Origin of the sequence: Chryseobacterium sp. MMO-72, assembly GCF_037146035.1 — a bacterium.
Classification (GTDB): Bacteria; Bacteroidota; Bacteroidia; order Flavobacteriales; family Weeksellaceae; genus Chryseobacterium; species Chryseobacterium indicum.
In genome coordinates this window covers 160726-185107 of the sequence record NZ_JBBCWG010000002.1, presented here as the reverse complement: position 1 = coordinate 185107, position 24382 = coordinate 160726, and the positions used below count along the sequence as shown (strand labels likewise).

26 protein-coding genes are annotated in these 24382 nt (G+C 34.2%); 12 read left to right on the top strand and 14 right to left on the bottom strand.

Annotated features, from left to right (window positions below; all coding sequences use genetic code 11):
- Positions 1-48 precede the first annotated feature (48 nt).
- Together WFH39_RS03365 and WFH39_RS03360 are read left to right on the top strand one after the other, a co-directional pair.
- Positions 49-891, top strand: a complete 843-nt coding sequence (locus tag WFH39_RS03365) for an isoaspartyl peptidase/L-asparaginase (protein ID WP_336688810.1) — start codon at positions 49-51, stop codon at positions 889-891.
- A gap of 97 nt (positions 892-988) precedes the next feature.
- Complete coding sequence (locus WFH39_RS03360; RefSeq protein WP_214589936.1) at positions 989-1258, top strand: YtxH domain-containing protein; 270 nt, start codon at positions 989-991, stop codon at positions 1256-1258.
- Positions 1259-1314: 56 nt separating this feature from the next.
- Here the strand turns inward: WFH39_RS03360 and WFH39_RS03355 are convergent, their stop codons facing one another.
- The 6 genes from WFH39_RS03355 to WFH39_RS03330 all read right to left on the bottom strand — a co-directional run bounded on the left by WFH39_RS03355 (position 1315) and on the right by WFH39_RS03330 (position 6478).
- Positions 1315-2112 (bottom strand): class I SAM-dependent methyltransferase, encoded by a 798-nt coding sequence (locus WFH39_RS03355; protein WP_336688809.1) that lies wholly within the window; start codon positions 2110-2112, stop codon positions 1315-1317.
- Positions 2113-2168: 56 nt separating this feature from the next.
- Complete coding sequence (locus WFH39_RS03350) at positions 2169-3002, bottom strand: PH domain-containing protein (protein WP_336688808.1); 834 nt, start codon at positions 3000-3002, stop codon at positions 2169-2171.
- Between the two features lie 65 nt (positions 3003-3067).
- Positions 3068-4018, bottom strand: coding sequence for a PH domain-containing protein (locus tag WFH39_RS03345; RefSeq protein ID WP_336688807.1), 951 nt, complete (start codon positions 4016-4018; stop codon positions 3068-3070).
- A gap of 139 nt (positions 4019-4157) precedes the next feature.
- Positions 4158-5507 (bottom strand): histidine--tRNA ligase, encoded by a 1350-nt coding sequence (gene hisS, locus WFH39_RS03340; protein ID WP_336688806.1) that lies wholly within the window; start codon positions 5505-5507, stop codon positions 4158-4160.
- Between the two features lie 165 nt (positions 5508-5672).
- Positions 5673-6128, bottom strand: coding sequence for an HRDC domain-containing protein (locus tag WFH39_RS03335; RefSeq protein WP_336688805.1), 456 nt, complete (start codon positions 6126-6128; stop codon positions 5673-5675).
- Positions 6129-6145: 17 nt separating this feature from the next.
- Entirely contained in the window at positions 6146-6478 is a 333-nt protein-coding gene (locus tag WFH39_RS03330; protein WP_116098901.1) for a single-stranded DNA-binding protein, read from the bottom strand.
- 160 nt (positions 6479-6638) lie between these two features.
- Here WFH39_RS03330 and WFH39_RS03325 point away from each other — a divergent pair, with 160 nt between their 5' ends.
- The 8 genes from WFH39_RS03325 to WFH39_RS03290 all read left to right on the top strand — a co-directional run bounded on the left by WFH39_RS03325 (position 6639) and on the right by WFH39_RS03290 (position 11437).
- Positions 6639-7244 (top strand): HPP family protein, encoded by a 606-nt coding sequence (locus WFH39_RS03325; protein ID WP_336688804.1) that lies wholly within the window; start codon positions 6639-6641, stop codon positions 7242-7244.
- Positions 7241-7585, top strand: coding sequence for a hypothetical protein (locus WFH39_RS03320; protein WP_336688803.1), 345 nt, complete (start codon positions 7241-7243; stop codon positions 7583-7585). The genes WFH39_RS03325 and WFH39_RS03320 overlap by 4 nt, the downstream gene beginning before the upstream one ends.
- A 21-nt stretch (positions 7586-7606) precedes the next feature.
- Entirely contained in the window at positions 7607-8509 is a 903-nt protein-coding gene (locus WFH39_RS03315) for a TIGR01777 family oxidoreductase (protein WP_336688802.1), read from the top strand.
- A gap of 26 nt (positions 8510-8535) precedes the next feature.
- Positions 8536-9117, top strand: coding sequence for a GDP-mannose pyrophosphatase NudK (nudK, locus tag WFH39_RS03310; RefSeq protein WP_336688801.1), 582 nt, complete (start codon positions 8536-8538; stop codon positions 9115-9117).
- Positions 9118-9151: 34 nt separating this feature from the next.
- Complete coding sequence (locus tag WFH39_RS03305; RefSeq protein ID WP_336688800.1) at positions 9152-9730, top strand: hypothetical protein; 579 nt, start codon at positions 9152-9154, stop codon at positions 9728-9730.
- Between the two features lie 49 nt (positions 9731-9779).
- Positions 9780-10109, top strand: coding sequence for a hypothetical protein (locus WFH39_RS03300; RefSeq protein WP_336688799.1), 330 nt, complete (start codon positions 9780-9782; stop codon positions 10107-10109).
- 25 nt (positions 10110-10134) lie between these two features.
- Positions 10135-10914, top strand: a complete 780-nt coding sequence (locus WFH39_RS03295; RefSeq protein WP_336688798.1) for a hypothetical protein — start codon at positions 10135-10137, stop codon at positions 10912-10914.
- A 76-nt stretch (positions 10915-10990) separates the two neighbouring features.
- Positions 10991-11437 (top strand): KTSC domain-containing protein, encoded by a 447-nt coding sequence (locus tag WFH39_RS03290; protein WP_087710487.1) that lies wholly within the window; start codon positions 10991-10993, stop codon positions 11435-11437.
- Positions 11438-11861: 424 nt separating this feature from the next.
- Here WFH39_RS03290 and WFH39_RS03285 read toward each other — a convergent pair whose 3' ends face one another.
- The 4 genes from WFH39_RS03285 to WFH39_RS03270 form a co-directional block, all read right to left on the bottom strand.
- On the bottom strand, positions 11862-15047 hold the full coding sequence (locus WFH39_RS03285; protein ID WP_336688797.1) for an efflux RND transporter permease subunit: 3186 nt from the start codon (positions 15045-15047) through the stop codon (positions 11862-11864).
- A 7-nt stretch (positions 15048-15054) separates the two neighbouring features.
- Positions 15055-16116 (bottom strand): efflux RND transporter periplasmic adaptor subunit, encoded by a 1062-nt coding sequence (locus WFH39_RS03280; protein ID WP_336688796.1) that lies wholly within the window; start codon positions 16114-16116, stop codon positions 15055-15057.
- Positions 16117-16122: 6 nt separating this feature from the next.
- Positions 16123-17475 carry a TolC family protein gene (locus WFH39_RS03275; RefSeq protein WP_235131918.1) on the bottom strand — a complete coding sequence of 451 codons (1353 nt, stop codon included), beginning with the start codon at positions 17473-17475 and terminating at the stop codon, positions 16123-16125.
- A 93-nt stretch (positions 17476-17568) separates the two neighbouring features.
- Positions 17569-18162: a TetR/AcrR family transcriptional regulator gene (locus WFH39_RS03270; protein ID WP_336688795.1), complete on the bottom strand. Its 594-nt coding sequence runs from the start codon at positions 18160-18162 to the stop codon at positions 17569-17571.
- A gap of 189 nt (positions 18163-18351) precedes the next feature.
- On the opposite strand from WFH39_RS03270, the gene WFH39_RS03265 reads away from it, so the two are divergent.
- Positions 18352-18837 (top strand): hypothetical protein, encoded by a 486-nt coding sequence (locus WFH39_RS03265; protein ID WP_336688794.1) that lies wholly within the window; start codon positions 18352-18354, stop codon positions 18835-18837.
- A gap of 240 nt (positions 18838-19077) precedes the next feature.
- On the opposite strand, the gene WFH39_RS03260 is transcribed toward WFH39_RS03265, so the two are convergent.
- The 3 genes from WFH39_RS03260 to WFH39_RS03250 all read right to left on the bottom strand — a co-directional run bounded on the left by WFH39_RS03260 (position 19078) and on the right by WFH39_RS03250 (position 22783).
- On the bottom strand, positions 19078-21648 hold the full coding sequence (locus WFH39_RS03260) for a hypothetical protein (RefSeq protein WP_336688793.1): 2571 nt from the start codon (positions 21646-21648) through the stop codon (positions 19078-19080).
- A gap of 4 nt (positions 21649-21652) precedes the next feature.
- Positions 21653-22405: a GLPGLI family protein gene (locus WFH39_RS03255; protein WP_116548106.1), complete on the bottom strand. Its 753-nt coding sequence runs from the start codon at positions 22403-22405 to the stop codon at positions 21653-21655.
- A gap of 63 nt (positions 22406-22468) precedes the next feature.
- Complete coding sequence (locus WFH39_RS03250) at positions 22469-22783, bottom strand: hypothetical protein (RefSeq protein WP_116548105.1); 315 nt, start codon at positions 22781-22783, stop codon at positions 22469-22471.
- Positions 22784-22964: 181 nt separating this feature from the next.
- Between WFH39_RS03250 and WFH39_RS03245 the strand changes: the two genes are divergently transcribed.
- Entirely contained in the window at positions 22965-23339 is a 375-nt protein-coding gene (locus WFH39_RS03245) for a helix-turn-helix domain-containing protein (RefSeq protein WP_336688792.1), read from the top strand.
- A 90-nt stretch (positions 23340-23429) separates the two neighbouring features.
- Here the strand turns inward: WFH39_RS03245 and WFH39_RS03240 are convergent, their stop codons facing one another.
- On the bottom strand, positions 23430-24254 hold the full coding sequence (locus WFH39_RS03240) for a CvfB family protein (protein WP_336688791.1): 825 nt from the start codon (positions 24252-24254) through the stop codon (positions 23430-23432).
- Positions 24255-24382: the final 128 nt, after the last annotated feature.

Sequence of the window (24382 nt, the reverse complement as noted above, 5' to 3'; positions counted from 1 at the left end):
GATAGCGGGAGTAAGCTCCAAATAAAATATAAACGACATCAGAATACAATGAAAATAATCATCCACGGCGGATTTTTCTCGGAAAGCGACCAGAGCCACGAAGTGAAAACAGCCAAACAGAATTCATTAAAAAGCATTGCTCAGAAAGCATTCGATTATTTAAAATCCAACTCTGCATTTGATACTGCTGCGTATGCTGTTTCTTTGCTGGAAGATGATGAGCTGTACAATGCAGGAATCGGTTCGCAGATCCAAAGCGATGGCGTGATCAGGATGAGTGCAGCGATTATGGATGGAGAAACCCAGAAATTAAGCGGAGTGATTAATATTCAGGATGTGAAGAATCCTGTTTTTGTGGCGAAAGAGCTGATGAAGGAAGACGACAGGGTTTTGGGAGGAAGCGGCGCTAAAAATTACGCAACAGAACATGGTTTCGAGAATTTTTCAACTGAAATTCCGCAAAGAAGAAAAGAATATGAAGCAAAACTGGAAAATGGCGGAAAAGGAACGGTAGGCTGCGTCGCAATTGATAAGGACGGAAAATTAGCAGTTGCCACTTCTACCGGAGGAAAAGGTTTTGAAATCCCGGGAAGAATATCAGACTCGGCAACAGTTGCCGGAAATTATGCCAATTCTTTCTGCGCGGTAAGCTGTACCGGAGTGGGTGAAGACATTGTGAGCAATGCCACCGCAACGAAAATTGTAACCCGAGTTACCGATGGTATGACGATAGAAGAAGCGTTTACAAAAACTTTCGACGAGTTAAAAACCATTGATGGCTTTGCGGGTGCGATTGCGATTGATAAAAACGGAAATATATACCATCAGGATTCTTATCCCACTATGGTTTTCGCAAGTTTTGACGGAGAAAATTTTGAAGTTTTCAATTAAATTTAACATTATTTTATAAGTCTGTTTATTTTTTTGGCACACATTTTACATGATTACTAACATCAAACTTTAATATTAACTTAAAAAAATAGAAATCATGGGAAATAAGACAAAAGGCTTATTAGCGTTATTAGGATTAGGAGCAATTGCATACTGGAAATACAAAAATTCTTCTGAAGAAGATAAGCAGATGGTGAAAGATAAGATCAACACTGCAAAAGACAACCTAAACAAATGGGGAAATGATCTTAAAGATAAAGCCAATAATGTTGCTTCGCAGGTAAAAGACAAAGCAAACGACGTAGCTTCTCAGGCTCAGGATAAAGCGGAAGATCTTAAAAATAAAGCTCAGGAAGCGGTAAGCTAGACCATAAATAGTTTATTTTAACATTCATATATACAGGAAAGTCATCGTAGTTTTTATTACGATGACTTTTTTTGTGCTTCAATCGCGAAAACCAAAGGAATTTTATTTCCGAACTGAGGGATTCTCCATTTTCCTTTTTCAAATTCTTCAACATGCCTGAAACATGGATACGGCGACCAGTCGAATTCCTGAAATCTTTTAATCTGAAGATCCTGGTCAATTAAATTCTGAAGAACTTCCGCCAGAGAATGATTCCACATCACATAATCCTGAACGATGTCCGCAGACTGATCTGCATACGTTCCTTCATAGGTTTCCACAATCGGCTTTTCGTTGAAATAATTGTATTGTATGCCTTTAAAATCATCATCATACATCCAGACTACAGGGTGAAATTCTGCCATGATGAATTTTCCTTCCGGTTTCAGAAAGTGGTTAATCACTTTTGCCCATTCTCCCAAATCGGGAAGCCAGCCGATTGTTCCGTAGCTTGTAAAAACAATATCGAATTTCTGATCGAGAACATCGGGAAGACTGTACAGATCTGTACAGATAAATTCTGTATCGGTTCCTGCTTTCTGTGCCAGATCTTTTGCTGCTGCAATGGCTTTATCCGACAGATCAATTCCCGTAACTTTCGCGCCCATTCTCGACAGCGACACAGAATCCTGTCCGAAATGACACTGAAGATGAAGAATGGTTTTTCCTTCAATATTTCCTAAAAGTTGCAGTTCGATGGAATTCAGGGAAGTTCTTCCTTTCAGAAACTCGTCTACAAAATAAAAATCTGATTTGAGATGAGGTTCTACTTTGGCATTCCATGAATTTTTGTTGATTTCAAGATAATTTTCCATTGGTTTTAATTTTTAGATAAAAGTTTAAACAAGTCTTCTTAAAAAGATTGCTTCGATCATAGTTTTTCTAATAGTTTTTTCTTCTGTAAAGTAAATTCTTCCTCCGTTAAAATCCCGTTTTCTCTTAATTTTCCTAATTTTTCGAGCTGCTCAAGAACGCTTTCAGAAATTACATCCTGTTCTGCAGAGGATGTTTCCGAAACGTCTTCCCTGTTGTATATTTTACTGATGAACTGGTAAAAATCTTCAGCATAATCTTTATTAAAAAACGACTCAAACTCAAACATTTTATCTTTTGTATGAATTCTGATGTTCGGCGATACAAAGTTTTTGACGAAGCTTACTTCAAGAATATCCTCATTAAGAAATTCATTCACTTTTGCAGGTGAAAACATCGCTTTGGAAACTGAAATCATTCTTTTTGGAGTCGTAAGCAGAATTCCGGCATCCGTAGTTTTTGCAAACTGTGCATCGGTAATCGCTAGAATCACTTCGTCAGGATCAAGAATATAAGGAAGTTCCTTGATTTCTCCCTTTGTAAACATAGAAAGGCTGGCTCTTAAACCTTCCAGCTGATTTTTTATTTCTTTCAGTCGTTTTTTATAAAGATCTTTTGACAGCACCCTTCGCTCTGAATCTGCAACAGCAGGTATATTTTCAGAAATATTTTCCTGAATTGTTTCCCGCTGAACGATTTCTCCGTTTTGGAGCAGGCTTTCAATATCTTTTAAGCTGAAACGGTGCAGATCCGAAAGCAATTCTTCATTCAGCACACTCGCTTTTTCAAGACATGAATTACAGATAATATTTCCTTCAGAAAGCTTATTTTCACCCAGCATCATATCGATTGAAGTGAGTTCTTTTCCACACAATCCGCAATGATTATTCATTGTAATATCTTATTATATTTAACCTGTTTTAATTTTTGATTTTAGCTAAAAAAGAAAAACAGGGATTAAAGTCGGTCTAATAATTTTTTCTTCTGTTCCGCAAATTCCTGATCCGTCAGAACGCCCATTTCCCTAAGTTTACCGAGCTTTTCCAATTGTTCAAAAATAACTTCCGGAGCTTCTTTCTGTACACCAGAATTCTGCTGTACCGGATTTGAATCTTCAGGCTTTTGAAACGGATTCTCAGCAACCGGCATATTGTAGAGATTAAAAGACGAAGACTGAATTTGTTGTTGTTGTTGTTGTTGTTGTTGTTGTTGTTGTTGAACAGGCTGATTCACATTCCCATGCAGATATTGATTAACTGCGTTGCAGAAGTTGTTCCCGTCACTTTTGTTATGAAGCTTAAACTCTGCTGTGGAACCGTTTTTAGAGAAAATTTTTAACGTTGAATATAAAAGACTTTCCACATGCTCAACAGAACGGATATTTTCGAAGAGATATTCATCTTTCTGCACATTTCCAAAAAGCTTTTTATCTATGAAAACAACTCTTTTCTGCGTAGAAAACAAAAGTCCTTCCACCTTCGAAGGCATGGTAAGACCTTCTGCAATAGCGGTTAACCTTTCATTATTTTCTAAAATATTAGCGAGCTCTTTTACTTCGCTGTTTACAAAAATACTCAGCCTCGCATTCAGGGCAACAATCTGATCCTGAATATCATCAAGTCTGGTCACTGTTCCGCCAAATCCAAAAGAAGGAGTTTGGGAACGCTGTACATTTGAAGTCTGTGAAGAAGCCGGATTTTCAACTTCGCCGATTTTCCCCTGCAAAATAATCCCCCTGATCTCGGGCAGGAAAAACTGCTGCAGATTATTAACAACATCCTTATTGATATTGGAAGCCTCATTCAGGCATTTGTTACAGAGAATATGATTGTCTGCCAGTTTGTTTTCGCCCAAAAGCGTATCCATAGTCGTTAAAGGAGTTCCGCACAATCCACAAATATTGTTCATTGGGTTTTATGTTTAATAGTTTTAAAAATCACAAAACAATTTTATGATTTTCTAAAATACAAATTTGTAATTAAATCGTACCAACTGAAAATAAAAAGCATCATGATTAATGATGCTTTTTAGTTTTCTGATTTTATTTTTATCCCAAAAACTCTTCCATAGAAACCGTTTTCTGCTCCCCTGCTTCGAGATCTTTATAGGTTACCGTTCCGTTTTTAATTTCTTCTTCGCCTAAGAATACCAGATTTTTAATCCCTTTTTTCTCAGCATATGTAAACTGTTTGCCAATCTTTGCCGCTTCAGGATACATTTCTGCTGAAACTCCTTTTTCTCTCAGTTGTCGGATTAATTTTAAAGCTTCTACCGTTTCATTTCCACCGAAATTAGCAAAAAGATACTCTGTTTTAGAGGTCGCTCCTTCAGGGAAAAGACCAAGTTCTTCCATCACAAGATAAATTCTGTCTAATCCGAAAGAAATCCCGATTCCCGGAATATTTTTTACGCCAAAAACTTCCGTAAGATTATCATATCTTCCGCCGCCGCCGATGGAACCCATCTGAACTTCATCTGCTTTTACTTCGAAAATCGCTCCGGTGTAATAATCCAGACCTCTTGCTAACGTAATGTCAAACACAAGATTCTGAATGTCCACACCGAGATTTAAAGATTGTGTAATGACAAACTCAAGCTCTTCTACTCCTTTCAGTCCTGTTTCATTTCCTGCGAACTTTTCTTTTAACTGAAGAAGGTTTTCCAGCGCATCATCCGACTGGTTGAAGAGGAAATCCAGTTTATCAATTGATTCCTGTGCAATTCCTCTTTCCAGTAATTCTTTTACAACACCGTCTTTCCCGATTTTGTCTAATTTATCCAAAGCTACCGTGAAATCTATTAACTTGTCGGTAATTCCTGCAAACTCAGCCAATCCGGAAAGAATTTTCCGGTTATTGATGTGGATGGTTACAGAAACTCCAAGCTCCGCGAAAGATTTCAGATACAACTGAACCAAATCTACTTCCTGCAAAAGACTTTCGCTTCCTACCACATCCGCATCGCACTGGTAAAATTCTCTGAATCTTCCTTTTTGAGGGCGATCCGCTCTCCAAACGGGTTGAATCTGATATCTTTTAAAAGGAAAAGTAAGCTGATTATGATTCATTGCCACAAATCTTGCAAAAGGTACCGTAAGGTCGTAACGGAGAGCTTTGTCTGAAATTTGAGAAGTAAGTTTCTGATGACTTTTATTTTCCCAATCTTCCTGATTTACTTTAGAAGTATAATCTCCCGAATTTAAAATTTTAAAAATCAGACGGTCTCCTTCTTCTCCGTATTTTCCCGTTAATGTCGAAAGATTTTCAAAACTAGGCGTTTCCAGTGGCTGAAATCCGAATAACTCAAAATTTTTCTGTAAAGTATTGATGATATATCTCCTTCTTGCAACTTCCAGTGCCGTAAAATCTCTCGTCCCTTTTGCTAAACTTGGTTTCATTTTATAATAGATAAATGATATTAATATGTATAAGCTGCAAAAATAAGGAATTGAAAGGACTTTTACTACACATAAACCTGTTTAAGCTTTATCTGCAGATATTACTAAACCTCACAGGTTTTAAAAACCTGTGAGGTTTGGAAAAGACTTAAAAATACATGAAGCTCATATGCTTTCTAATATTTCCAAAATCTCTTCGCCGTAATTTTCTATTTTATGCTTTCCAAAACCTTTGATATCTCGTAACTCTTCTTTTTTAGCCGGTTTATATTTCGCTACAGACATCAGTTCTTTGTTTGAAGCAATAAAATAGCTTGGCAGATTTTGTTCTTTTGCTTTCTCGGAGCGCCAGTATTTCAAAGCTTCCAGTATTTTTAATTCATCATTATTTAAGGCTTCATCTTCTGCGGAGTATTTTACTGTTTTAGAATCTTTTACAACGCTTTGCTGAACGATTTTCAATTCTTCAAAATACAGCACAACCGACCAGTATTTTTCGTCCTGAACGAAAGCGGTTTCAACTTTTATAATATCGTGCGATTCCAGAAACGCTTCAAGTGTTTTTTGATCTTTTTCAAGTTGTCTGTCGTCCAGTCCGATTTTAAAAACTTTAATTTTCATGGCTTGTAATTTTTAGATTATTTTCCTCCCAACAAAAGAATTTCATCTACACGAATTTCCGTAATGTATCTTTTTACACCGTCTTTATCGTCATACGATCTGTAAGTAAGTTTTCCTTCCACAGCGATTTCTTTTCCTTTCGGAACGTATTTTTGAAATATTTCAGCGGTTTTTCCGAAAGCGACCAGATTGTGCCATTGTGTTTCTTCTACTTTTTCACCTTTTGCATTGGTGTAATGATCTGATGTTGCAAGAGAAACGGCAGCTTTTACATTTCCGTTATCGAAGCTGATGATTTCTACTTCTTTTCCTGTAAATCCGATTAGGGTAACTTTGTTTCTTAGTGACATAACTTTATTTTTAAATTTAACATTCAGATAAGAGACGTTCATGTTTTTCTCAAATCTCTGTGGCAAAGGTTGCTTAATTTCAGAACCGGAGTCGGTAGAAAACTATTTAAATTCGTTTGTAGTCGTTTGCAAACGGATAATTTTGTATCTTTGAAATCCTATGAAAAAGACAATAAAAAGAACGTTTCGTGTTTCTAAATATGTGATTTACAGAGAAACTCTGGTAGACTATAAAGAGCATTTCTGGTCGTTTCTGGGAGCGTTTTTCGGAATCGGAATAATTGCTTTCATCCAGTCGCACACTTTGTCGGCTACAGAAAACATCTTTTTAATCGGTTCTTTCGGAGCTTCAAGTGTTTTAATTTACGGAGCCATTCAAAGTCCTCTCGCACAGCCCAGAAATTTAATCGGAGGACACGTTCTGTCGGCTTTGGTAGGAGTCACGATCTATAAAATTGTTCCGGATATCCTCTGGCTTTCCGCTCCTTTAGCTGTTGCTTTTTCCATCGTTTTGATGCAGTACACAAAAACGCTTCACCCTCCAGGCGGAGCCACTGCGCTTATTGCAGTAAGCTCTACAGGGAAAATTCCGGAACTGGGATATTGGTATGTTCTTTCTCCTGTTCTTTCAGGATGTATGATTTTATTGATTATTGCTTTAATTTTCAATAATATAACCTCAAACAGAAGTTACCCGAATCATAACCGGTTTACATATTTACTGAAGAAAAAACACAAACATCCACACAAAATGAAAAAGCTATGAATTGTCTCGAATGCAGCGAAAAAATTATCGGCAGATCCGACAAAAAATTCTGTAATGATGCCTGCCGAAATGCCTACAACAATAAACAGAACAAGGATTCTAGCAATCTGATGCGGAACATCAATAACAGGCTTCGCAAAAATTACAGAATTCTGACGGAAGTGAATACGGAAGGAAAAACAAAAATTGCCAAATCCAAGCTCGATGGCTTAGGTTTTGATTTCGATTATTTCACAAATCTGAAAGTTTATAAAAACGGCTCCGAATATAAATTTATTTACGATTACGGTTATAAGCTTTTAGAAGATGATTTTGTTCTGATCGTAAAAAATCAGGCTTAGAAACAACTAAGATTTTTAAACATGAAAGAAATTGTTCTTATCACGGGCGCAAACGGATTGGTTGCCAAAGAATTGTCTAAAAAACTTGAGAAAGATTATACGGTACGCTTTCTCACGCGAAAAAAACAGAACAGCAACGATTTTGAATGGGATATTAAAAAAGGAATAATCGACGAAAAAGCTTTTGAGAATGTTTCGCATATTATTCATCTTGCGGGAGCGAATATTTCGGAGAAAAGATGGACCGATGAAAGAAAAAAAGAACTGATTTCAAGCCGTGTCGATTCTGCAGGTTTGCTTTTAAAAACTCTGCAAAAAAATAATATCAGATTAAAATCTTTTATTTCCGCTTCCGGAATTAATTATTACGGAACAAAAACAACGGAGAAAATTTTTACTGAAAATGATGGTCCGGGAAATGATTTTTTAAGTGAAGTGGTGATTCTCTGGGAGAAAGCTGCGGATGATTTCAAGGAACAAAATGTTGCAGAAAGAGTGGTAAAAGTACGTACTGCGGTAGTTCTTTCAGAAAAAGACGGGGCTTTAAAAAAGATGCTTCCGCCTGTGAAGATGGGCATAGGCTCGCCAATCGGAACAGGAAAACAATATATGCCTTGGATTCATATCAATGATATTTGTTCGATTTACGAATTTGCCTTGAAAAATTCTGAACTGGACGGTGCATTCAATGCGAATTCTCCACAGCATACGACGAATGAAAATCTGACAAAAAATATGGCGGAAGTGCTTCATAAACCTTTATTTATGCCTAATGTTCCCGCTTTTGTTCTGAAACTGATGTTCGGAGAACTGTCGGAAGCTTTACTGGAAGGTTCGAGAGCTTCATCGGAAAAAATTCAGAAAGCAGGTTTTCAGTTTGATTTTCCTGAATTAAAGCGGGCTCTGGAAGATTTATTAAAATAAAAAATGTAACGAAGATTGTAAAATCTATGCAAAATATGAACGTAAATATTGAAAAGACGGAAATTTTATCTGATAACTGGTACACTTTGAAAAAAGTAACTTTCAATATTCAAAAAAAAGACGGAACCATCGAACAGCAAAGCCGTGAAGCCTATGACAGAGGAAACGGTGCCGTTATTTTACTTTATAATAAAAAGTCTGAAACAATTATTTTGACAAGACAGTTCAGACTGCCAACTTTTATTAATGGAAATCCAACAGGAATGCTGATCGAAGCATGCGCCGGATTATTGGACGATGACGATCCCGAAGACTGCATCAGAAGAGAAACCGAGGAAGAAACAGGCTATAAGATCTCAAAAGCTGAAAAAATATTTGAAGCCTATATGTCTCCCGGTTCGGTAACAGAAATTCTTCATTTTTTTATTGCAGAATATTCTACGGAAATGAAAATTACAGAAGGCGGCGGATTGGATGAAGAAGGCGAAAACATTGAAGTCCTTGAACTTTCAATTGATAAAGCATTGGAAATGATCGATTCGGGAGAAATTAAAGATGCAAAAACAATCATGCTGCTGCAATATGTAAGAATTAAAAATATTCTATAAAATTCAAATTTAAATTAATTTTATTCAAGCCATTATGAAACTAATATATACAATAAGTCTTTCTTTATTTTTATCTGCTTCTGTTTTCGGACAGAAAACTGAAAAAGCAGGTCCTAAAGATAAAGCTGTCATTGAACATTTTAAGAATGATTATAAAAAGAAAAATTATAAGAAGTTCGATGGAAAAATGACACTTAATGACAATCAGATATTGTTTGATAACAAAATTATATTCTATGATAAATCGGATAAAATTACTGAAACGATGCTTAAAGAAGGATTAATCTATCCTCAGCTTTTAACGGAATTTCAGGTTGATAAATTCGAAAACGAAGACAGCGACAGAACGCAGAAACGATTTGCCAAAATTCAAAAAAACTGGAAAGATTCTTTTGAAGTCAATAATATTAAACTGAGTGGTGGTTCTGAACTGAGTTTTTTAAGTACCGATGAAAGGGTAAGGCGTTTTAAAGTGGTTTGTAAAGATCCAAAGTTTCCGAATCTGATGATTTATTATTTTGAATTAACGGATAAAAATGCCACGAAAGATACTTCTGTTCAGGATTTTATTAAGAATTCCAAACTGACGCATATTTTCCAGAGAACGGAGTAAGAAGGATGACTAATAACCATAACATCAATGTAAAAGCTTTATTCAGAAGATGACCACCGAAGAATTTGTTAAAAACTTTTATCAAGAAAAAGAGAATATTCTTAATTCATGTTTTGATCGTGAATCAGCATACAGAACTCTTGTTTCTGTTAAAATTGAACAGCTTAATCTAGACTTTGAACAAAATGAAAAATTCAAAGAAGTAATTTCTGATCTTTTAACTGATACTTTTTACACCATCTTACTAGGTTTAGATGGTTCCGCAAGTATAGGAAATTCGCAGCAAAGTTTTAAAATATTTGATGAAGATGATAATTTAATTTCTGAAAATGGAGATTTAGAAGGATTAGCCTATGAATATTTTCATGAAAATAAATAATTTTGAAAAGTTTTAATTAATGAAAATGAAAAAAATTATTCTGTTAGTTATTTTAGCAATAAATCAAAATATTTATAGCCAAAATAAACTTTTAAAATCTGATAAATTAACAACTACAGATTCTGTTAAAATAATTGGAATGTATCCTAAGTGGGATAAAAATAAAACTTATGAAAAGTATAATTTTTTAATTACAGATAAAAAAGTACTTGATTCCCTAATCGAATCAGTTGAATATGGTGGCAATACTAAAAATGAATGGGAGCAAAATACTTTTAGTATTATTTTAACTAAAGGAAATAAGGAGGTTAGGAGAGTTTCCATTAGTCCTGCTCTTCATCATGCACATACAAATGGTGAAAGCTATAAGTTTGATGTTTCTATTTTAGAAAAACTAGCAAAAAAATATCCTTTAACTTATAAATGGTATGAAAAGGAATTTAAAGATGAGCAACAATTCAATCAATTTAATTCAGAAATTTTAAAGCAAGAAAAAACTTTGTATGTAAGTAAACCAACGTTTATTTATGAGGGATCTTTTGAATTACAATTTCCTAAAAATGAAAAATTCCTGCACCCAAAAGCAATTGATGATTATTTAAGACCGCAAATTGAAAAAATTGTGAATGGCAAAAAATTTAGCATTTCCTACATAGCAAATGAATTTAATTTAAAAAATAGGGACCAATATACAATGACAATTAATGGTCCTTATACTCTATTCAAGGATTTAAAAGACAAGAACAGCAAAAAAGGAGAATGGATTCCTGAAAAATTCATTGCCGTTATTTATGAAAAAAAATAACAAATTAATAATCAAAAACTTACACTTTCTCAATTAAAAACCTTAATTTCGCACCCCGAAATAAGGATCATCCATTATGAAAAAATTAGGCGAATACAGAAAGCTTCTGGAAGTTGATAAAAATGTAACACTGAAGGAATTAAAAACCATCTACAGGAATACGATGAAAGATACGCATCCAGATAAATTCATCAATGATGAAGCAGGAAAGCAGGAAGCGGAGGAAAAAAGCAAATCTGTGATTGAAGCCTATCATTTTCTGGTAAGCATCAATCCGGAAACGCAGGAAAAATACAAAGAAGAATATACTGAAACCATTACGAAATCCAATATTCAGGATTTTTATCTTGAAAAATCGGTTCTTAAAGTACAGCACCTGAACGGAAATATGTACGAATATCTTGGAGTTCCGAAAAACACCTACATCAAAATGGTGAATTCCGATTCTCCGAGCCGTTTTGCAAGAAGACATATTTACGGAAGTTTCGTCTACAGAAAAGCCGGTGAGGCAATGGCGGAATAATCCCCTATTTACAAATAAATAAGAGCTTTCAATTAATTTGGAAGCTTTTATTATTTGAAAATTGTCTAAACTTTTTTACCGCAAAAGATGCAAAAGATTGTAACACTTTAGTTTTATTAAGTTTAATACTTAAATGTAAAAAGAGCACATAAGTTAAAAAATCAAAGATTTTTCTCTTTGCAGACTTTTGAAATACTTTAAATAAACTCAACAAAGTCTTTTGTCTTCTTTGCGGTTACATTTAAATGAACATACTTTTCGATTGTAAAGGCATTTACTCAGCAAATGAGCAATCATGTTTCTTTTCTTTTTTAAGATTGCTTCGTTGCATCAGAACTACGTTTGCAGATCTTCCGCCTGTTCGCGATAACATAAAAAAACCGCATCATTGCTGATACGGTTTTCGGTTAATTAAGGTGTTATATTAGTCTAAATGTTTTGGCGTAAAACCATCTTCACTTAGTTCTCTGTGTTCATAATCGGCTTTCATTTCAGCTTCATAATCTACTTTTTTATGTTTACCCATTCTTCTCAGAATTGAATCAAATAAAGAGTAAACTACCGGTACAATAATCAGGGTAAGGAATAGAGACGATGTTAAACCACCGATAACTACCCAAGCCAAACCTTTGTTCATCTCCGCTCCTGCTCCAGTCGCCAATGCGATCGGCAGCATCCCGAAGATCATCGCAATCGTTGTCATAAGGATTGGACGAAGACGGGCGTGATTTGCCTGTACCAAAGCGTCGTGTGTATTGGATCCCGCTGCTTTTCTGGCATTGGTAAAGTCGACAATCAAAATCGCGTTCTTCGCAACAAGACCAATCAACATAATCATCCCTAACATCGTAAAGATATTCAGTGAATTTGCTGTTAAGGCAAGAATTACCATTACCCCAATCATCGCCAGAGGAATTGAGAACAATACCACGAAAGGATATACAAAACTGTCGTATAATGAAACCATTACAAGGTAAACCAATACAATAGCTGCCAATAAAGCGATTCCCAACGTACCGAAACCTTCCTGCTGGTTTTCCATATCTCCACTCCAGATGTAATCTACGCCTACAGGTTTGTTTTTGCTGTCCATAAACTGTTTTGCCCATTCGTTGGCAACGTCTCCTACAGGTCTCCCTACTGCTTTAGCTCTTACTTTTACAGAAGGTGATTTATCTCTACGCTCAAGCAAACTCGGTCCGGATCCCATTTTGACCTCAGCAAACTGGCTAAGACGAACCTGCTGTCCCTGAGGATTCGTAAACATTAAGTTTTTAACATCATCAATAGACTGTCTGTTGGCATCTCCGAAACGGATATTGATGTCATATTCGTACTCTCCTGCTCTGAATTTCCCGTCTGTATTTCCGTTGAATGCCGTCTGCATCGTCTGTCCTACACTTGAAAGATTCAGACCTAAAGAAGCCATTTTATCTCTGTCGATATTTACCTGAACTTCAGGATTTCCTGAATCGGTAGATAATTCTGCATCTACTGCTCCCGGAACTTTTTTCAGCAATTCTAAGATTCTTGTTGCTTCTTTTACGGCTGTTGCGTTATCCGGAGCGGTTACCACCATTTCGATCGGTGCATTTTCAGCACCCATGATTCCGATTGGCGCCGTTTTGAATTCTACTCCTGTAAATTTCTCTTCTAAAGCTCTTTTTATTTTTGCAGCTTTAATGTTGGTGCTTTCAGAACGTTCAGATTTATCCGTTAAATTTACCTGAACTTCCGACTGATAAGTTGTCGCCTGAGCTCCGCCAAAACCTGTTGACTGCTGTCCTACTGTTGTAATTAAATCGACAACATCCTTATCATTTCTTAAAAACTTCTCAACATCTAAAGTCAGTTGATTGGTCTTTTCAATGGTTGCATCTTTTGGTAATTCCATCTGAACAAGGAACTGTCCTCTGTCGATCGGCGGGAAGAATTCTCCCCCAATGAATCCGAAAGCTACCAGCATGAAAGAAGAAATTAGAACGATAAATGTAATCACTACCGTAGAAATTCTTCTTAATGTGGTTTTTAAACACCATTCAAGAATTCCTGTAATCCAGTGCGTGAATTTCTCGATTAAGCCTTCAAACCAAAGGATGAATTTTTCGAACCAGTTTTTTCCTGTTAAATGCTCAAGCTTACCAAATCTTGAAGACAGCCACGGAATGATGGTAAATGAAGCCAGCAATGATAACATTGTTGCAATAACTACCGTGACGCAGAACTGAGCCAGAATGTTGGCTACCAAACCTGAACTCATGGCAATCGGTAAGAATACCACCACAATTACCAAAGTAATCGCTGCAACGGTAAACCCGATCTCCGAAGCTCCGTCGTAGGCTGCCCTGATTTTACTTTTCCCCATCTCCATATGACGGTAAATATTTTCCAGTACAACGATCGCGTCATCCACAAGAATACCTACCACTAAGGAAAGTCCCAGTAAACTCATTAAGTTCAGCGTATATCCCATTAAATTCATTCCGATGAACGTTGCCACTAACGAAGCAGGAATGGAAACCATTACGATGAAGGCATTTCTGATGCTGTGAAGGAATAATAACATTACAATTGCCACAAGAATAATCGCTAAGAATAAGTCGAAAATTACGTGGTTGGCAGATTCAAGGGTAAAGTCGGTTGTATCGTTTACCACTTTTACTTTTACACCCTGTGCTTTATAAGCTTCCTGAACGGTTTCAATGGTTTTCTGAACGCTTTCAGATACTGCAACCGCATTGGCATCAGATTGTTTTTTAACCTGCATTAAGATCGTAGGAAACTGGTTGAATCTCGCTACTTTCTCCACATCTTTCTGAGAATCGAAAACCGTAGAAATATCAGACAAACGAACCTGCGCTCCGTTTTTATTGGAAACCACAAGATTGTTCATTTCTGCTACAGATTTATACTTTCCGGATAATCTGATGGTAGATTTTGAGGTTCTGGTTTTCAAACTCCCTGTTGGGAAATCCAAGTTTGAAGAAAGAATTGCCTGCTGAACATCTCCGATAGAAAGTCCGTAACCCTGCAGTTTTTTCTCGTCAAGATTTACCTGAATTTCTCTTTCCTGTCCACCCACAAGGTCAACCTGAGCAACACCGTTTACACGAGAGAAAATAGGCTCAATTTTTTTATCTAAAAGGTCATAAAGATCTTTGCTGTTTAATTTGTCTGATGAAATACTCATCGTGATGATCGGTAAATCATCCAGAGAGAATTTATTAAGAGACGGCGCTTTTACATCATCCGGAAGGTCTGCCAGAATTGCGTTTACCTTTCTCTGTGCATCATTCAATGCATAATCTACATCAGCTCCGTCATTCAGCTGAACCATAATTACGGATAAACTTTCATAGGAAGAAGATTCTACTTTCTTCACATTTTCCAAAGAACCAACGGCATCTTCAATTTTTCGGGTAACGGATGTTTCCACCTCTGCAGGCGAAGCTCCCGGATACACCGTAGAAATGGTTACCATATTGGTTTCAAACTTCGGAATCAATTCGTATCCCATGAGTGTGTAACTCAGGATACCTCCCAACGTAAGAATCGTAAACAGTACGATTACCAACGAAGGTCTTTTAATCGATATTTCTGCTAACTTCATAAACCTTCTACTTTACGATATTTACTTTAGATCCGTTATCCAGATTGATCTGTCCGCTTGTCACCACCTGATCTCCGCCATTCAGTCCGCTTAAAACCTGAACTTTATCGCCATATACTTTTCCAACGGTTACTTTGATGAGTTTAGCCACTCCGTTCTGTACAACAAATAATTGTCCGGAGCTTACCCCGTTTACAAATGCTTCTGCAGGAACCGTTAACATATTCTGCGTTTCTGCACCGTTGTTTGTTTTAAATGTTGCTGTTGCGTACATACCGGCTTTAAGGTTTCCTCTGTTCTGAACTTCAATTTCAACAGGGAAATTTAAAGAAGCATCACTTTTAGGAGCGATAAATGTAATTCTTCCTACAAATGAATCTTCCGGTAAAACGTTTACTTTAATCGGAACTTCCTGTCCTAACTGAATTTTCCCGATCTGGCTTTCATCAACCAAAACTGAAAGTTTTAAGCTGTTGATGTTTACGATTTCGAAAAGTCCTGTTCCCGGAGCAACCACCATTCCCGGCTCTACCATTTTTTTATTGATGGTTCCGCTGATTCCTGCACGAATGCTTGTATCATTTACTTTTACCCCCTGGGCTCTTAGAGCAGCCTGAGCATTTTTAAGCTGTAATCTGGAATTATCAAGCTGCTGTTTGGTAACACCTCCTGTTTTGAAGGCATTTTCATAACGCTGGTTGTCCGCAATAGCATTCTGCAAATTGTTCTGAGCCTGTGTAACATCTACTTCAATAGCATCTCTTTTAATGGTTGCCAATACCTGTCCTGCTCCCACTCTTGAACCTTCTTTTACCAAAACGCTTACTACACGTCCTGAAATTTCAGAAGACTGGTTCATTTCCTGTTTCGGGATAAATGTTCCGTTTGCGCTGTAATCTGTATCAATGTTTTCTCTCGAAACCGTTACAACGTTTACGTTAACTTTGTCTACCTGCTTTGCAACTTCTTTTACTTCCTGTGTCTGCTTTTCTTTATTTCCGGCAATCTTGTAAGCCGCCAAACCAACCAGGACAGCTGCTACGATGATATATATTAAAGTTTTTTTCATAGTTTATTACGGGTTTTGTAGTGTGTTTAATTCTCCTTTTGCTTTAATTAACTTTATTTCAGCCTGTTTGTAATCCAGCAAAGCATTGGCATAATTCTGTTTTGCCTGCGTTAAAGCATTTTCAGCATCCAGAACTTCTGTAAGTGTTGCTAAACCGTACTGGTAGTTGGATTGTGTATTTTTCTGAACTCTTTCTGCCAATCCTACGTTGTCTTTCATACTTTCAATATTAATTAAAGCATTTTCTATGTTGGTAATGGCATTTTTATAATCTAAATTAAGGCTTAACTGTGTATTCTGAATATCCAGATCAAGATCCTGAATATCAACTTCTGCCTGATTGATCTTTGCTTTTGTAGCTCCTCCGGTAAAAATCGGAATATTAACATTTAATCCGATTGCAGAGTAATCGCTCCAGAGAACGCCATTTTTAAGCCCGTTGGTTAATGGAAATTTTGCTCCGTTTGCACCCCAACCGTAATTCGCTACAAGGCTTACTGTAGGGTAAAGATACGCTTCCGTCGCTTTTTTATTGAATACCAGAAGCTCTCTGTTTTTATTTAAAACTTTGATTTCGGTACGGTTATCAAGATTTAAATTTCCTGCAACCAGTTCCGGTTTTGGTTCAATGGTTTTTTCTTCTAGCTCGATATCAGATTCAATCGGAACTCCCATATAGAACTTCAGTGCGTTTTTAGCCAACTGAACAGAATTAATTAATGTCTGTTTGTTTGATCCGATGTTGGTAAGCTGAACATTGGTTCTGTCGAGATCAATGGATTTTGCCAGTCCGTTATCCACCAGACTTTTAATCACATTTCTTACTTTTTCGGTATTCGCATAGCTTGCTTCTACGGTTTTAAGATTTTCTTCCTGAACAAAAACCTGATAGTAAGCGGATGCTACGTTTTCGATAATCTGCTCATTGGTAAGCTGCGCATTAAGAACATAAAATTCTCTTGTAGATTTTGCCGCTTTAAGTCCGGTGAACACTCTCTGATCGAAAATTGCCTGTTGAAGCTGTACGGAAGCGGTAGAGTTCCACGGCTGACCGAACTGGGCTCTGATTTTTTCGCCTCCAAATGCAAGAAGGGATTCCTGAATAATCGGATTGTAAGTGACACCTGCTGTTGCTGAAATCTGAGGTAAAGCTCCTGCTTTTGCCTCATCAATCTTGTATTCGGCTTTTTTGATCTGTAAAGCTGCCTTTTTGGCTTCCGCTTTATTCTGAAGTGCCTGTTTGATAGCTTCCTGTAAGGAAACCTGCTGTTGTGCAGACACCGATGAAAAACCGAACATCATAAATGCAGCCGCTATTCCTACTTTTAGCTTGTTTGCAGTTATACGTTTTTTCATAATATTATACTTCGTTTATTTTTTTAATGTAATTATTATGTTAAATGCTTTTATATCTAAATGACGAATCATTTCTTAAAATACTTTAACATTTTTTTAGTTTTTAAATAACATATTCAAGATGATCTCTTTTCTTTCGGATATGATCTTATCAAATTCTTCCTCACTGATCATAAGATTTTCCATTAATAAAGGTCTTACCGCACTTGGGAAAACCAGCAGAGAAATCATATTCAGAAGAAATTGGATAGGTTTCATCCTCTCTATATTTCCCCGTTCCATTTCTGTTTCAATATCCTTAAAAAGCCTTTTCAATTCATCTTCTTCGATGTCTTTTTTGTGGCAGTTCCCTTTATTGATCTGCGAAACGATGTAGGTTTCCAGATAAGGATACTGAAGACTTGTAGATAAACTTCCTTCGATAAACTGGCTGATCTTTTCTTTCAGAGGAAGATCAGAATTCATGATGATTTCAGATTTTTCTTTTTCCACTTTCTGGGCTTCATCAAAAATAATCTGAATGAGATTGTCCCGTGAGCGGAAATAATAATTGATAAGCGTTCTGTTGACACCGGCTTCATCAGCAATCTCCTGAGTAGTAGCGTCAAACTTACCTTTCACAAAGAATAAATTCTTTGCTGTGTCTTTAATTAATTCCTGTGTTTGGTCTTTTTTTGCTTGATTTGACATTTTTGTTAAACAAATTTGTGCAAATTTAAATCAAATTTTATTTTTGACAAAATTGTTAAACAAAATTATTAAACAAATTAGTGTGACATGCATCATATTTTTAAAACAAATAATTTAACATAAAATAAAAGAATATCAAATTTTACTGTACAATTAGTTTTATGATTATTTTAGAATAAAATTTTTAAAATGAGCACAAATAATCAAATCAGCGTAGAAATTCCTCAAAATGTATTAGACGATGTAAATCAAAAGCTTCAAGAATGTAAAACTTTATTAGCTCCTTTTCTGCAAGGTTTAACTAATGATGAAAGAAAAGCACTTTTTAAAATGGGCGATAAAACTATTGCAACGGTACAAAAAGTAAAAACCTACATCAATAGCAATCCGGAATTTGCACCTTCCTATATGGATAAAGTTGAATTTCTGAAAGACGAAATGGTGGTTACAGGACTTAAACCTTTAGCAAATCTTGCCGAACAATTAGCCTCTGACCTAGATGATACCATTATGCTTGCCGGAAGTGAAGCTCTTGTAGCTTCCATGATGTATTATGGTACAGTAAAAGAAGCTGCATCTAAAGGAGTGAACACCGCTAAACCTATATATGAGGATTTAAGCCAAAGGTTTAGCAAAAAAGGAAATAAATTAATCCTAAAAAGGAATAGCCATTAATAAAAAATATGACAATTTGACTCTTTTAGTATCTGTTTTAATATTAAAAGAGTCTTTTTTTATATTTAAAAGGTGTTCGTTCTCACAAAATGTGACAACGAACACCTTTTAAATGTTTTTATTGATGCTTTTTGAATCTAATGAGTTTCTAAAGGAATGTAAACAATTGCTTAAAACATCAGTCTATATACTACATGCATTAGAATAGTTAAAAACATTATAAAATTATAAAATAGTAAGTTAGAAATTATATTTCAAACCGCCTGTAATATAACCGTGTAGAGCTGTAATTGATGCTTCCTCTATTCCTAACTGGCTCGTATATCCATTTATATATTGAAAGGAATTAAGATTTAATATATTATTAAATTGCAAATTGTATTCAAAGTTTGAATTCTCTTTTCTATACGAAACTTGACCGCCAATTAAAAAATTGTGAAGAGTATTTTGTTCAGTTTTCTGTATGAGATATTCACTTAATATATTTCCAACCCACTCTTTTTTTACATTAGTCCTAATTCCTAAAAATAGTCTTATATTATTTTGACTGGAAGTAGTACTGTAAAAACTTTGTTTGAAAACACCTTCAGTAAAAGTGTATCCTAAATCAAATTGCATTGGTTTATTTCTAAAATTTGTAGATAATTTTTGAGTTAACTCGAAATTGTAAATCGTAGATGTGTTTATGTTACTGTTAATATAATTATCTGTCTTATTAAGTGATCCTGTAAATTTTGATTTAAGAGAAAGCTGTCTATTCAATTTATATTCGCTTGAAAGTATATAAAAAAGTCTTTCTCTATTTTTACCAATAACATTTTCTATTTTTGAGAATGCTTCAAAATTCGATACATTAGACGTAAATATTGGTTTTGCTTTTTCATACGATAGTAAAAGGAACAATAAATTACCCTTTTCCATATTAAATCTATTCCATGTAAATTTATAAGTATCTGTCTTGCATAACAATTCTGTTGTAATATCTCTATTTTGATAATACGTTAGCTCTTTTGTATAAATTGGTTCAGATTGAAGCAGCCTTAAATTTGGGAGTGTATATTTTGAATTGTATTCTAGACCAAATTCCGTATTGATAACAGATTTGGGATTAAATTTTATTCTTATATTTTTTTCAAAATAATGTTTATCAGTTTCATTTATATTTACAAAATGGGAACTTAACGAACCTGATATATCAAATTTCCCAAGTTCTTTATATAAATTCAGATCATTCAGATAATGATATACTTTCATTTTGTTTTCTACTGTTCTAAAAACAAAGTTTAGTAGTTCAGAATTATCTTTTCTAAATGAAAAACCTGAATGAATATTAAAGTTAATAAACTTATTTTTATTTTTTAAATGAAAATCTAATGAGTATTTATTTGAAGTAACATCATATCTTTGAAATAGATTATTAGTATTAGATAAGAACAAATTATTGTTAGAAAGTAAATGCAAATCTCCTAAATATTTTTCATTAAACTGATTAAATGATAATATGATTTTTGATTTATCTAATTGTTTGTTCCAAGAAAAAGAATTACTAAAATTATCATTATTTACAGAGTTATCAATTCTATAAAAATTCCAATCAGTAGAATATCTATCTATGCTTTGATTAAAATGATCCTGTGTAGGATTATAACCAAAAGTATAATAAAAGAAACTCCCATCCAATAAACTTTTTTTCATTTTAATCTGAGTAGTTCCTAAAAAACCTTTATTATTTTCTATTCGTTGTTCTGAAAAGTTAAAAGCTTGTGATTCCCCTTCAAAAGAACTTCTTTTAGAAGTAGAAAATTTTTCTAATTGAGCATTATTAAAAATAGAAAAAGCAGTAATATTAAAATCTTTTTTTGATTTGGAATACTGTAATGCCCCAAATTGATTATTTTTTGATTTTACTTTACCATCATTATTGAGAAATGTAGGAATTTCTATTTCAACAGAATTATTTGGTGTGTCATCTAAACTTTCCTGAGAATTCATTTCATAAAAATCCATATAACTAATCGGGTCTTTAGCTATATTATTGAAATCAGCGATAAGGGCTAAATTTCCGAGCTTTCCAAACCTGAATAAATTACCATGTGCCAAATATGAGTTTTTTATACCAAAATTAGTTTCGATATTACCCGTTATTTTTCCCTTATATTCTTGCTTTAATTTTAAATTAAGAGCTGTTGAACGGTTTCCATTAATTGTAGTATAATTTTGCCACAAATCAATCCCATCCAACATATTAGCCGAAATATTTTGAGTCGCAATTTTATGGTTTTTACCAAAAAACTCATTACCTTCTACTAAAACCTGTCCTATTGTAGTTCCTTTATATGTTACTTTTCCATTTTCAGTAATGTCTAAACCTGGTAATTTCTTTATAAGATCTTCTGTCGTACGCTCAGTTCCATCTCTTACCGCTTTTAGGTTAAAAACAATAGTATCTTCTTTTGCTGTAACTACTTTTGGACGAGATTTTATTTCTACTTCTTTTATTTCAGTAATTTGTGCTTCCAATTCTATTTCAAAACTAGATTGTTCTGAAGTATTGATTTCAACAGTTTTTGTTTTATAAAAAACAGAAGTAAATTTTAAAGAAAAAAAACCTTTTTCAGAAACTTGAAAGGTGCATTGTCCTGTATAATCTGTTTTTTTAAAATCTATTATTTTATTATTCTCAAATAATTGTACATTAATATTTTCAGGTGGTTTATTTGTATTATCTTTTATTTTTACGTGAATAGTTTGAGCCTGTATGACTGAAAAATTTATTAGAAATATAATATATAAGTATAAAAACCTTTGCATTATATTAAAGCTTTATTTCTTCAAAAGTAGGTTTACTACTTTCTTCTCTGACCTCTCTCAATTTTTTATCATAATCTTCATTCTTAAATACTTTGAGCTTATTGTTCATTGTTTCTACTTCCGATTCCTTTGCATCATTACTAATCTTAATTGCCGTTATCTTATAACTATCTGTTTCCACTCTTAAAACTAAACCTGGAAAATTATTAAAAGAAAAAGGTCCTGCAGAAATAGGAATAGCCTCGGTATACCAAACTTTAAAATTTGTTATAGAATCAAAGCTTACTTCAACTAATTTACAGACATAATTATCAATATTCATTATATCATCCTTATACTCGATTTTCGTAAATTTCGTGTCTTTATATCCATAAAATTCTTCATTAATATTTTGAAAATTATGATAACTATAATTTCCATTTTCATTTTTATTATGATAAATTTTTAATTCGACATCTTTGAAAACTTCTCTATTATGTAACGTTGTACTCTCATCTTTTTTTATATCACCTGCGTTATGAGTAAATGAATTGCGAGGAATAGATTTAAAAAAAGAATTTCCATCTTTATAATACAAAAAATATTTTTGGGGAGTTTTACGTATTTGTCTTACCTTCTCATTGAATTCGTTAGACATATTAATGTTACTACCATCTGTAAGGTCATATTTTTCATACTCAACTTGTAAACGTTGAGAATAAACTAATCCGTTAGAAAAAAGAACAGATAGTAAAATTAATTTAATTATAAATTTCATATTTAAGAATTCTATTTAAAATAGTGTGTATTAGCTTAATACACACTACTTAGATTAATAATATTATGGCTGTCCAGAAACAAATGTTGTTCTTGGGCTATTATCTCCACACCAATTGGTTGTTTGAGCTGTATGAAGATCCGTTACCGTTTGAGTAGTTCCGTCTAAACCTGTGACCTGATAACTTGTTGTCCAAGTCCAAATAGTTGTGCAGATTTTACGAGCTGAATCATCATTTTCTTCTTTTACCTCTTTTGTTTCTTTAACTTCAATTTTATTATCTTGAAGTTTTACATTAGTTTCAGGTTCTACGTTATTTTTTGCAAAACCTAAAGTTGTTCCGGCAATCAATAAAGTTGCCAATAACGTCTTTCTCATAAAATGATTTTTTGTTTATTAATAATAATTTTAAAACACTAAAAAAACATTTGTGCACTTGTGTTTTTCATATGCTAAACTAAATATAAATCGTAAGCTAGGGAAATACTTTTGATAAAAAAAACCTTACTTTTAGTGAAAAAATATATACTTTTGATAAAAATAAATATAAACAATGGAAATGGAGAAAATTATTGAGAAAATAGCCCAACAAAGAAGTAAAAAAGGCTATACTTTTGAAAATATGGCTTATGAATTAAATATAACTCCGGCTGCATATCGCAAAATAGAAACAGGAGAGACTAAACTAAGTGTAGAAAGACTAATGAAAATTTCTGAAATTCTTGATGAAGATTTATCCAATCTTCTGGATATTAATAATAAAAATACTATCCATAATCTTTCTAATGAAGGTAATGGCAACGGCTATGTAGAAGTAATTAATAATGACTATAAGGATATAATTAAAGAAACATATGATAAGGTTATCCAAAGTAAAGATGAACAAATTAAGATGCTGAAAGAACAGATCAACTTTTTAAAAGACAAAAAATAAAACAAACGAGCGGAAAAATTTCCGCTCGTTTTTTTATTTTCAAAGGTTTATTGATTGTCTTTCACCACTTTTTTGATGAGTCAAAAACAATTACAATAATCGAATTTTATCGTCCAGAATATCGATAATTTTATCTTTATACAATCCTCCGATGGCTTTTTTAAAGTTCTTTTTGCTCATCTGAACTTCGTCCTTAATTTCTTCGGGAGTCGATTTGTCTGAAAGATGAAGCAAGCCGTAGTTTTCTTCTAGTCTGTCTAAAATTTTCTTTTTAAATTCATCAATATTTTCAAAACCTTGTGGCTGTAGGGAAACATCAATTTTTCCGTCTTCGCGGATCTCTTTGATATAACCGGATTCTTGAGACAACGGATAAAGCTTTTTGAATACATCCGAATTGTAGATGAGTCCGATATATTTTTTGTTGATGACTACATTCCAGCCCAACTCACTTTCATTCATCATAATAAGATCCACTTTATCTCCTTTCTGGAAAGGCAGATCCTGATATTGAGAATTTCTTTTGAATTTCGTGGTTCCGGTAATCAGTTCCAGATCTTCATCCACATAAATGTATACTAAATATCTTTTTCCTTCAATGATCTTAGATTTCTGCTGCTTGTAAGGAATAAACAGATCTTTGATGATTCCCCAATCCATAAAAGCTCCGCTTGGAAGGCTCTGAACACAGCTCATTACTGCAAACTCTCCCACTTCTGCCAAAGGAATTTCTGTGGTTGCCTTTAATTTTCCATCATCCTGATATACAAAAACTTCAATTTCGTCATCAATTTCCTTATCATCCTGAATGAAAATTTTAGGAAGAAAAGCCTTTTCTCCGGATTCGTCTGTTAAGATCCATCCCGAATTATTTTTATCTGAAATTTTTAAAGTCTGAGTTTTTCCGAATTGCATGTATGATAAAATTAGTCTGCAAAGGTAAGGAAATATAACCCGAATCTGCAAAATGTAAAATTTTAAACAAAAAAACAGAAACAATCTGCTTCTCTTTCTAACTTTTTAATATCAAATTATTAATACGT

Bases quoted from the DNA above. Each gene is read 5' to 3' on its own strand.
- WFH39_RS03365 (WP_336688810.1), top strand. From the start codon at position 49: ATGAAAATAATCATCCACGGCGGATTTTTCTCGGAAAGCGACCAGAGC.
- WFH39_RS03360 (WP_214589936.1), top strand. From the start codon at position 989: ATGGGAAATAAGACAAAAGGCTTATTAGCGTTATTAGGATTAGGAGCA.
- WFH39_RS03355 (WP_336688809.1), bottom strand. From the start codon at position 2,112: ATGGAAAATTATCTTGAAATCAACAAAAATTCATGGAATGCCAAAGTA.
- WFH39_RS03350 (WP_336688808.1), bottom strand. From the start codon at position 3,002: ATGAATAATCATTGCGGATTGTGTGGAAAAGAACTCACTTCAATCGAT.
- WFH39_RS03345 (WP_336688807.1), bottom strand. From the start codon at position 4,018: ATGAACAATATTTGTGGATTGTGCGGAACTCCTTTAACGACTATGGAT.
- hisS (WP_336688806.1), bottom strand. From the start codon at position 5,507: ATGAAACCAAGTTTAGCAAAAGGGACGAGAGATTTTACGGCACTGGAA.
- WFH39_RS03335 (WP_336688805.1), bottom strand. From the start codon at position 6,128: ATGAAAATTAAAGTTTTTAAAATCGGACTGGACGACAGACAACTTGAA.
- WFH39_RS03330 (WP_116098901.1), bottom strand. From the start codon at position 6,478: ATGTCACTAAGAAACAAAGTTACCCTAATCGGATTTACAGGAAAAGAA.
- WFH39_RS03325 (WP_336688804.1), top strand. From the start codon at position 6,639: ATGAAAAAGACAATAAAAAGAACGTTTCGTGTTTCTAAATATGTGATT.
- WFH39_RS03320 (WP_336688803.1), top strand. From the start codon at position 7,241: ATGAATTGTCTCGAATGCAGCGAAAAAATTATCGGCAGATCCGACAAA.
- WFH39_RS03315 (WP_336688802.1), top strand. From the start codon at position 7,607: ATGAAAGAAATTGTTCTTATCACGGGCGCAAACGGATTGGTTGCCAAA.
- nudK (WP_336688801.1), top strand. From the start codon at position 8,536: ATGCAAAATATGAACGTAAATATTGAAAAGACGGAAATTTTATCTGAT.
- WFH39_RS03305 (WP_336688800.1), top strand. From the start codon at position 9,152: ATGAAACTAATATATACAATAAGTCTTTCTTTATTTTTATCTGCTTCT.
- WFH39_RS03300 (WP_336688799.1), top strand. From the start codon at position 9,780: ATGACCACCGAAGAATTTGTTAAAAACTTTTATCAAGAAAAAGAGAAT.
- WFH39_RS03295 (WP_336688798.1), top strand. From the start codon at position 10,135: ATGAAAAAAATTATTCTGTTAGTTATTTTAGCAATAAATCAAAATATT.
- WFH39_RS03290 (WP_087710487.1), top strand. From the start codon at position 10,991: ATGAAAAAATTAGGCGAATACAGAAAGCTTCTGGAAGTTGATAAAAAT.
- WFH39_RS03285 (WP_336688797.1), bottom strand. From the start codon at position 15,047: ATGAAGTTAGCAGAAATATCGATTAAAAGACCTTCGTTGGTAATCGTA.
- WFH39_RS03280 (WP_336688796.1), bottom strand. From the start codon at position 16,116: ATGAAAAAAACTTTAATATATATCATCGTAGCAGCTGTCCTGGTTGGT.
- WFH39_RS03270 (WP_336688795.1), bottom strand. From the start codon at position 18,162: ATGTCAAATCAAGCAAAAAAAGACCAAACACAGGAATTAATTAAAGAC.
- WFH39_RS03265 (WP_336688794.1), top strand. From the start codon at position 18,352: ATGAGCACAAATAATCAAATCAGCGTAGAAATTCCTCAAAATGTATTA.
- WFH39_RS03260 (WP_336688793.1), bottom strand. From the start codon at position 21,648: ATGCAAAGGTTTTTATACTTATATATTATATTTCTAATAAATTTTTCA.
- WFH39_RS03255 (WP_116548106.1), bottom strand. From the start codon at position 22,405: ATGAAATTTATAATTAAATTAATTTTACTATCTGTTCTTTTTTCTAAC.
- WFH39_RS03250 (WP_116548105.1), bottom strand. From the start codon at position 22,783: ATGAGAAAGACGTTATTGGCAACTTTATTGATTGCCGGAACAACTTTA.
- WFH39_RS03245 (WP_336688792.1), top strand. From the start codon at position 22,965: ATGGAGAAAATTATTGAGAAAATAGCCCAACAAAGAAGTAAAAAAGGC.
- WFH39_RS03240 (WP_336688791.1), bottom strand. From the start codon at position 24,254: ATGCAATTCGGAAAAACTCAGACTTTAAAAATTTCAGATAAAAATAAT.